This is a genomic window from Delftia acidovorans NBRC 14950, from assembly GCF_001598795.1.
Classification (GTDB): domain Bacteria; phylum Pseudomonadota; class Gammaproteobacteria; order Burkholderiales; family Burkholderiaceae_C; genus Comamonas; species Comamonas acidovorans.
The window spans coordinates 46,806-52,981 of record NZ_BCZP01000031.1 but is presented as its reverse complement, the minus strand read 5'-3'; the positions used below and the strand labels follow the sequence as shown (position 1 = coordinate 52,981).

At 66.6% G+C, this 6,176-nt stretch carries 6 protein-coding genes; 1 reads left to right on the top strand and 5 read right to left on the bottom strand.

Features of this window, described 5'->3' with window-relative positions:
* Positions 1-1,022 precede the first annotated feature (1,022 nt).
* Positions 1,023-1,619: a chalcone isomerase family protein gene (locus DA1_RS26065; RefSeq protein WP_034389622.1), complete on the top strand. Its 597-nt coding sequence runs from the start codon at positions 1,023-1,025 to the stop codon at positions 1,617-1,619.
* Here the strand turns inward: DA1_RS26065 and DA1_RS26060 are convergent.
* From DA1_RS26060 to speE, 5 genes are all read right to left on the bottom strand, one after another.
* Complete coding sequence (locus tag DA1_RS26060) at positions 1,594-3,009, bottom strand: sensor histidine kinase (RefSeq protein WP_013804691.1); 1,416 nt, start codon at positions 3,007-3,009, stop codon at positions 1,594-1,596. The genes DA1_RS26065 and DA1_RS26060 overlap by 26 nt on opposite strands.
* Positions 2,978-3,664, bottom strand: coding sequence for a response regulator transcription factor (locus DA1_RS26055; protein WP_013804692.1), 687 nt, complete (start codon positions 3,662-3,664; stop codon positions 2,978-2,980). Before DA1_RS26055 ends, DA1_RS26060 begins: the two co-directional genes overlap by 32 nt.
* On the bottom strand, positions 3,642-4,142 hold the full coding sequence (locus DA1_RS26050) for a hypothetical protein (protein ID WP_034389620.1): 501 nt from the start codon (positions 4,140-4,142) through the stop codon (positions 3,642-3,644). Before DA1_RS26050 ends, DA1_RS26055 begins: the two co-directional genes overlap by 23 nt.
* A gap of 170 nt (positions 4,143-4,312) precedes the next feature.
* Positions 4,313-5,005 carry a hypothetical protein gene (locus DA1_RS26045; RefSeq protein WP_034389616.1) on the bottom strand — a complete coding sequence of 231 codons (693 nt, stop codon included), beginning with the start codon at positions 5,003-5,005 and terminating at the stop codon, positions 4,313-4,315.
* Positions 5,006-5,237: 232 nt separating this feature from the next.
* Positions 5,238-6,176: a polyamine aminopropyltransferase gene (gene speE / locus DA1_RS26040; protein ID WP_446717862.1), complete on the bottom strand. Its 939-nt coding sequence runs from the start codon at positions 6,174-6,176 to the stop codon at positions 5,238-5,240.

The following is a 6,176-nucleotide window of genomic DNA, read 5'->3' as shown; positions in this document are numbered from 1 at the left end:
GGCGTGGGCTGGGTCAGGGTTGTGGAAGCGGTACTCATGGCGCAACCCCTCCCACGGCAGACGCGCCAGCGTGGGGCGCTTGATGGGTGGAGGGGAAGGCAGAAAAAGAAGTGCCGTACATGACGTACATGATTTACTCCTCAGCGAGACGGGAACCACCCGTCTGTGTTCTTACGCACAAACAGGTGGACGGGATGTTAAGAACACGTGCTGAGCCGTGCGGACGCCCTTGCGGGTAGCCCCATCCCGCCCGTAACCGCAGGGACGTGGGCATGCACCCACGATCCGACAATTCAGACGTGACAAGGCCTCCTTAACGGCGAGGCCGCACCGCTCAACAGTCAAGTGTTCTTACGCACCAGCCCCTGAACAGGGGGCCGCCGCAATGATAGAGGCTTTCAAGACGGCAAATGCCCCGAAGCCCCAGGCCGAGCACAGCGAAGGCCCGCCCCCACTCCCCGTATGTCAGCGCCTGCGCCGTGGTGGTTGCGGGGTTGCAGTCCTGCCGAAGGACAGGACTGCTTCGTCATCTGACTCGCCGTGATTGTTTGAACGTAGCGCGCAGCGCGAAGTGAGTTTCACGGCGAACCCCGCAACCGCCACGGCGCAGGTTGCCCCGCAGCGCAGCGAAGGGGTCGCGGACATTCGGGCGCTTTTCTTTGCTCACTTTCTTGTAGCGAGACAAGAAAGTGAGTCGGCCGCCGGGCCGAAACCCGGCCTCGAAAAGAAACGCCCCGACAGGGGCTTGCAAAGAGAACCAGCGGTGCAACGCACAGACAAGGTGGACGGGATGTTAAGAACACGTGCAAAGCCGTGCGGACGCCCTCGCGGATAGCCCCATCCCGTCCATAACCGCAGAGCCGTGGGCATACACCCACGACAAGAACAGCGGACCGAGCAGGATGATAGCCACCCTCCATCGGCCCGCGAAAACCCTGTTGCCACCCCCACCCGATCCCCACAACATGTCGCCCGGACGTAACAAACCGCAACCGGGCCACAGGCCCCGCGCAGGAGACACCATGACCGCCTTGCCCCGCTGGATGAAGACAGCCGCCCTGGCCATGGCGCTGGCGATGCCGCTGGCCGCCACTGCCCAGGAGCCGCCGCGCACCGTCGCGGGCGTGGCCTATCCCGCCCAGGCGGGGGTGGGCGGCCAGACGCTGCAGCTCAATGGCGCGGGCATTCGCTACAAGGCCATCTTCAAGGTCTACACGGCGGGCCTGTACCTGGAAAAGCCGGCCGCCAGCCTGCAGGAGATCGCGGCCCTGCCCGGCCCCAAGCGCGTGAGCGTGACCATGCTGCGCGAGATCGATTCGACCGAGCTGGGCAAGCTGTTCGCGCGCGGCATCGAGGACAACATGGAGCGCGCCCGCTTCTCGCGCCTGGTGCCCGGCGTGCTGCGCATGAGCGACATCTTCACGCAGCACAAGAAGCTGCTGCCGGGCGAGAACTTCTCGGTGGACTGGGTGCCGGGCCAGGGTGCCCAGGTCTTCGTCAAGGGCCAGGCCCAGGGCGCGCCCTTCCAGGAGCCCGAGTTCTTCCAGGCGCTGCTGGGCATCTGGCTGGGCCCTCACCCGGCCGACGATCAGCTCAAGAAGGCATTGCTGGGCGGTTGAACGGCTGCGCGGGCTCCTGCACCGGCCCGGCAAAGCGTGCCTGGATCTCCAGCCCCGTGGCACCGGGCAGGGCCGTGAGCGTCCAGCCATGGGCGCGCGCAATCTCCAGGCAGATGGGCAGGCCCAGGCCTGCGCCCAGGTCGCGCCGCTCGCTGCTGCGCCAAAAGCGCTCGAAGATGCGCGGCAGGTCCTCGGGCGGCACGCCACGGCCCTGGTCCAGCACCGAAAAGCCCAGGCCGCAGGCCTTCACGGTGACGGTGGCGCCCTGCGGGCTGTGCTGCACGGCGTTCTCGATCAGGTTCTTGAGCAGCACGAACAGCGCGCCCCGGTCGGCACGCCAGGCAGGCGAGCCGTCCTTGACTTCGCAGTGGATGTGCACGCCGCATTTTTCGGAGGCGCGGGCCATGAAGTCGCAGACCTCGCCAATGATGTCGGCCGGCGCAATGTCTTCCATGCGGTAGCGCTGGTGCTCGCAGACCTCGGCCAGGTGCAGCAGCTGCTGGACCTGGCGGGCCATGTGGTCCACGTCCTTGAGCAGCTCGGGGCTGCGCCGGTCCTCGGGCTCCAGCTCGATCTGCACGCGCATCAGGGCCAGAGGCGTCTTGAGCTCATGCGCGGCCATGGACAGGAATTCCTGCTGGTTCCTGAAGCCGGCCTGCAGCCGGTCCAGCACGTGGTTGAAGGCCTCGACCAGGGGCGCGAACTCGCGCGGCAGATCCTTGGGCTGCAGGCGCGTGCCCAGGGTCTGCGGGGTGATGCGCTGGGCATCCTGCGCGGCCACGCCCAGCGGCCTGAGCATGCGCTGCAGCGTGCGGTGCGTGGAGAACAGGAACACCACCAGGAAGACCACGCCGATGGCCACCATGCCGCGCCACAGCGCGGGCAGGCCCACCGATTCGCGCAACCAGTCCACCATGCGGTCGCTGACGGCTATCTGCACGTGCCACGTCGTGCCGTCGTGGACCAGCGTGGCCGTGCCCGCGCGCATGACCACGCCGCCGCGCTCATAGGCAAAGGCCTTGAGCTCGGGGTCGAAGCCCTGGCCGGTCTGCGTCAGCGGCTGCATTTCGCCGTTGGGGGCGAAGACCACGCGGCCGCGGGCGTCGGTGATGCGCAGCTGCATTTCCTCGCCCAGGCTGGTCAGCATCCAGGCCTTGAGTTCACGCTCGCTGAACCCCTGGGGCACGCCCTTGGCATCGAAGCTCACCCACTCGGCCAGCTTCTCGGCCGCATGCCCCATGCCGCGCTGCAGCGCGTAGCTGTCGAAGGGCTTGGCGACAAGAATCACCAGCGCGCCGACCAGCAGCGCGCTGAACACCATGCTCAACCCATAGACGGCCAGCAGCCGCGAGCGCAGGCTACCGGGCCAGCAAAGGTTCGCGAAGCGCATAGCCCTGACCCCGGATGTTGACGATTTCCATGCACGAGCCGGCCGCGGCCAGCTTGCGGCGCAGCCGGTGCAGGGCCACATCGAGGGCGTTGGGCGTGACCACGCTGCTCATGCCCCAGGCCGCCGCCTCCAGCGTGGAGCGGCGCACCGTGGCGCCGGCCTTGCGCACCAGGCTGAGCATGATCTGCAGCTCCGCCGGCGGCAGCGCGATGGCCGAGCCCGCGCAGTGCATGCACGCCTGCTGCGGGCTGATGCTGATGTCGCCCAGTTGCGGCGCCAGCTCCTGCACCAGGGCCGGGCGGCGCAGCAGGGCGCGCACGCGGGCAATCAGTTCTTCCATGGGAAAGGGCTTGGTCAGGTAGTCGTCGGCACCGGCCTCCAGGCCGCCCACGCGGTCGCTGAGCGCGTCACGGGCCGTGAGCATCAGGCAGGGCGTGGAGCGGCCTGCGGCGCGCAGGCGCTGCACCAGTTGCAGGCCGTCGCCATCGGGCAGGCCGCGGTCGATGACGATGACGCCGTAGTCGATGTCCTGCAGGGCCAGCCAGGCCGTGGAGATCTGGTGGAAGACATCGGTCTCTATGCCGGAGTTGGCCAGCGAGCGGCTGACCAGCGTGGCCAGCCTGGCATGGTCCTCAATTAATGCGATGCGATTCATGGTTTCCGTCGTTGCCGCACAGGGACAGCAAATGCTCCCTGATCCCGGTGATGCGCTGCGGCGCCATGGGCTCGACCAGCACATGGATGACCCACAGGTCCTCGACCATGGCGCGGCATTGCAGGGCAATGTCCTCGGACACCAGATCGTCGGCGCAGGCCGCGTCCACGAAATCAAACCATATGTTCTGGAATCTTGCGCGGGTCAGCAACTGTGCGGCCGTCTTCTGGCCGCGCTGGCGGGACAGGGCATGCTCGCAGACGCAGCGCACGTAGGCGCGCAGGTGGCGCGCAGGGCCTGGCGGCTCCTCGGCCAGCGCCTGCAGCAGGTCCTCGCGGAACTTGAGGATGAGCAGCTCGAAGATCGTCTCCAGCCGCACTGCACGGTGCTGGCTGCATTCTTGGAAGCGCGAACCCAGGGAATACGCCTGGCCCGCCGCCTGGATACCTATCACGTCCTGGTAGATGGAGGCTTGCATTGCGATGGCACGTTCTGTCGTTTCAGGCTCCGTCGGTCCGCCGCGAGAGCAGCAAACCTTCGGGGAAAACGGCCATGCTCCCCGATTGCGTCTTACTGGCGACTTACCGGCCCCTGAATCTGCCCCATTACACCGGGAATATGCAGACGGCCGGTTTGATCAATATTGGCTCAAATATCTTCCCGCCAGCCAGCAACATACCTGACCAGCGCCCACTGTGCCAGCCACAGTGCCATATAGCCAAAGGTCTCCACCAGCTCCTCCAGCACGATCACCTGATAATCAAACCATTGCTGCAGGACAATGAAACCATGACCTTCCGCATTGGTGGATATCACCATGGCCGCGACAAATATCGCCAGACTGAATATCGGCAGCGCATTCTCGCGCACCAGGCGCTTGATGACCTTTTTCCAGACACCGTGGCGCACAAACCAATAGCAGCACAGCAGCAGCATGGCACCCACCACCCATTTGACGGCGGGCCGGTACCACAGCACCTGGGAGCTGATCACCGGCCCCCACCTGCCAGCCTCCAGGCTGGGCAGGAAAGCCGCGCCCCAGGCCAGTTCACGCCCCAGAAAGGCCAGCCAGAACAGGGAGGCGATCCACCACAGTGGCGCTGCAAAGGAGCCCTTTTGCCGCCGCGCCGCAACCAGGGCCGCCACCATGCCCAGCAGCAGGGTCACGGCCTGGATATTCTCCAGGAATCCATTTTCCCAGCTCAGGCTTTGCGGCAATACAAAGCTCAGGGGAAAGCTCAATACCAGTCCCGCCAACAAAGCCCAATTCCAAAGCCGCAGCAAGGAATCATCATGGTATTTGGACGCGGATATTCTTGTTTTTGAAAGGGAAGCAGTCATTTTGATACAGGGCGTCTGGCGCTTTATCTGTTGATATGGTTTTTGCAAGCACGCAATATCCCGGAATACTTACCAGGAAGCCGGAAAAATGGCGGGCGCACGGGCCTTCCCGCCGTTTTTCATTACAGCAGACTTGCCACCAGATTGCAGCACTGTGTCAAATTTGCCCTGCCGGGCGCGCAGTTGCCCCCGCAGCGGGCCGGGCTCGGCCCGTTGCCAGAACGGGCCAGGCTCAGGCGACGCGGACCGCGCGCGGGGGCAGCGCCGCCAGGGGCGCGGGCTGCACCAGGTCGCGGTAATAGTTGGGCAGCGCGAACAGTGCGGGGTGCACTTCGGCGTTGTAGTAGCGCAGGTCGGGCAGGCGGCGCTCGGCCAGGCGCTGGCGCAGCTGGGCGGGGGGCAGCGCCGCCGCGTCCAGCGTGTCGGAGGCCACGGCCAGGCCCCAGTAGGCGCCGTACAGGGGGATGTAGAGGCCGTAGCAGCGCACGATGGCAAAGCGCTCGCGCAGGCTGGCCACCAGCCGCGCGACCTGCCCGCCATGGAAGACGGGGCTGCCCAGGTGCAGCACCAGGGCGCCGCCCGGCGCCAGCACGCGCTTCATGCGCGCCAGGGCCTGGTCGGAGTACAGCGCGCTGGCAGGCGTGTCGGGGTCGGTGAGGTCCATGAGCGCGAGGTCGAAACGCTCTTCGGTGTGCTCCACCATGGCCATGCCGTCGCCTATGCGCAGCTGCAGGCGCGGGTCATCGAACACGCCGCGGTGCACCTGCTGCAGGTGCGTGCGTGCGGCCTGGACCACGGCCTCGTCCAGCTCGGCCACCACCACCTGCTCCATGGACGGGTGCTTGAGCAGCTCCTCGGCCGCGCCGCCGTCGCCGCCGCCCAGGATCAGCGCCTTGCGCGGCGCCGGGTGGGCCAGGGCCGCGGGGTGGACCAGGGCCTCGTGGTAGAAGAATTCCTCGCCTTCGGAGGTCATGAAGCGCCCGTCCAGGCGCAGCACCTTGCCGAACTGCGGCGTGTGCAGCAGCTCCAGTTCCTGATGGGGCGTCTGCACGGTTTCGCGCCGCGTGGCGCGCCAGCCAAAGCGCGCATGGGGCGTGAGCGCCTCCAGCGCCCAATCGCCCTCATCGGCCGCCGCCTCGTCCTTGGCGCCGGGGCCGATGTCGCCGCGCAT

Bases quoted from the DNA above. Each gene is read 5' to 3' on its own strand.
- DA1_RS26065 (WP_034389622.1), top strand. From the start codon at position 1,023: ATGACCGCCTTGCCCCGCTGGATGAAGACAGCCGCCCTGGCCATGGCG.
- DA1_RS26060 (WP_013804691.1), bottom strand. From the start codon at position 3,009: ATGCGCTTCGCGAACCTTTGCTGGCCCGGTAGCCTGCGCTCGCGGCTG.
- DA1_RS26055 (WP_013804692.1), bottom strand. From the start codon at position 3,664: ATGAATCGCATCGCATTAATTGAGGACCATGCCAGGCTGGCCACGCTG.
- DA1_RS26050 (WP_034389620.1), bottom strand. From the start codon at position 4,142: ATGCAAGCCTCCATCTACCAGGACGTGATAGGTATCCAGGCGGCGGGC.
- DA1_RS26045 (WP_034389616.1), bottom strand. From the start codon at position 5,005: ATGACTGCTTCCCTTTCAAAAACAAGAATATCCGCGTCCAAATACCAT.
- speE (WP_446717862.1), bottom strand. From the start codon at position 6,176: ATGCGCGGCGACATCGGCCCCGGCGCCAAGGACGAGGCGGCGGCCGAT.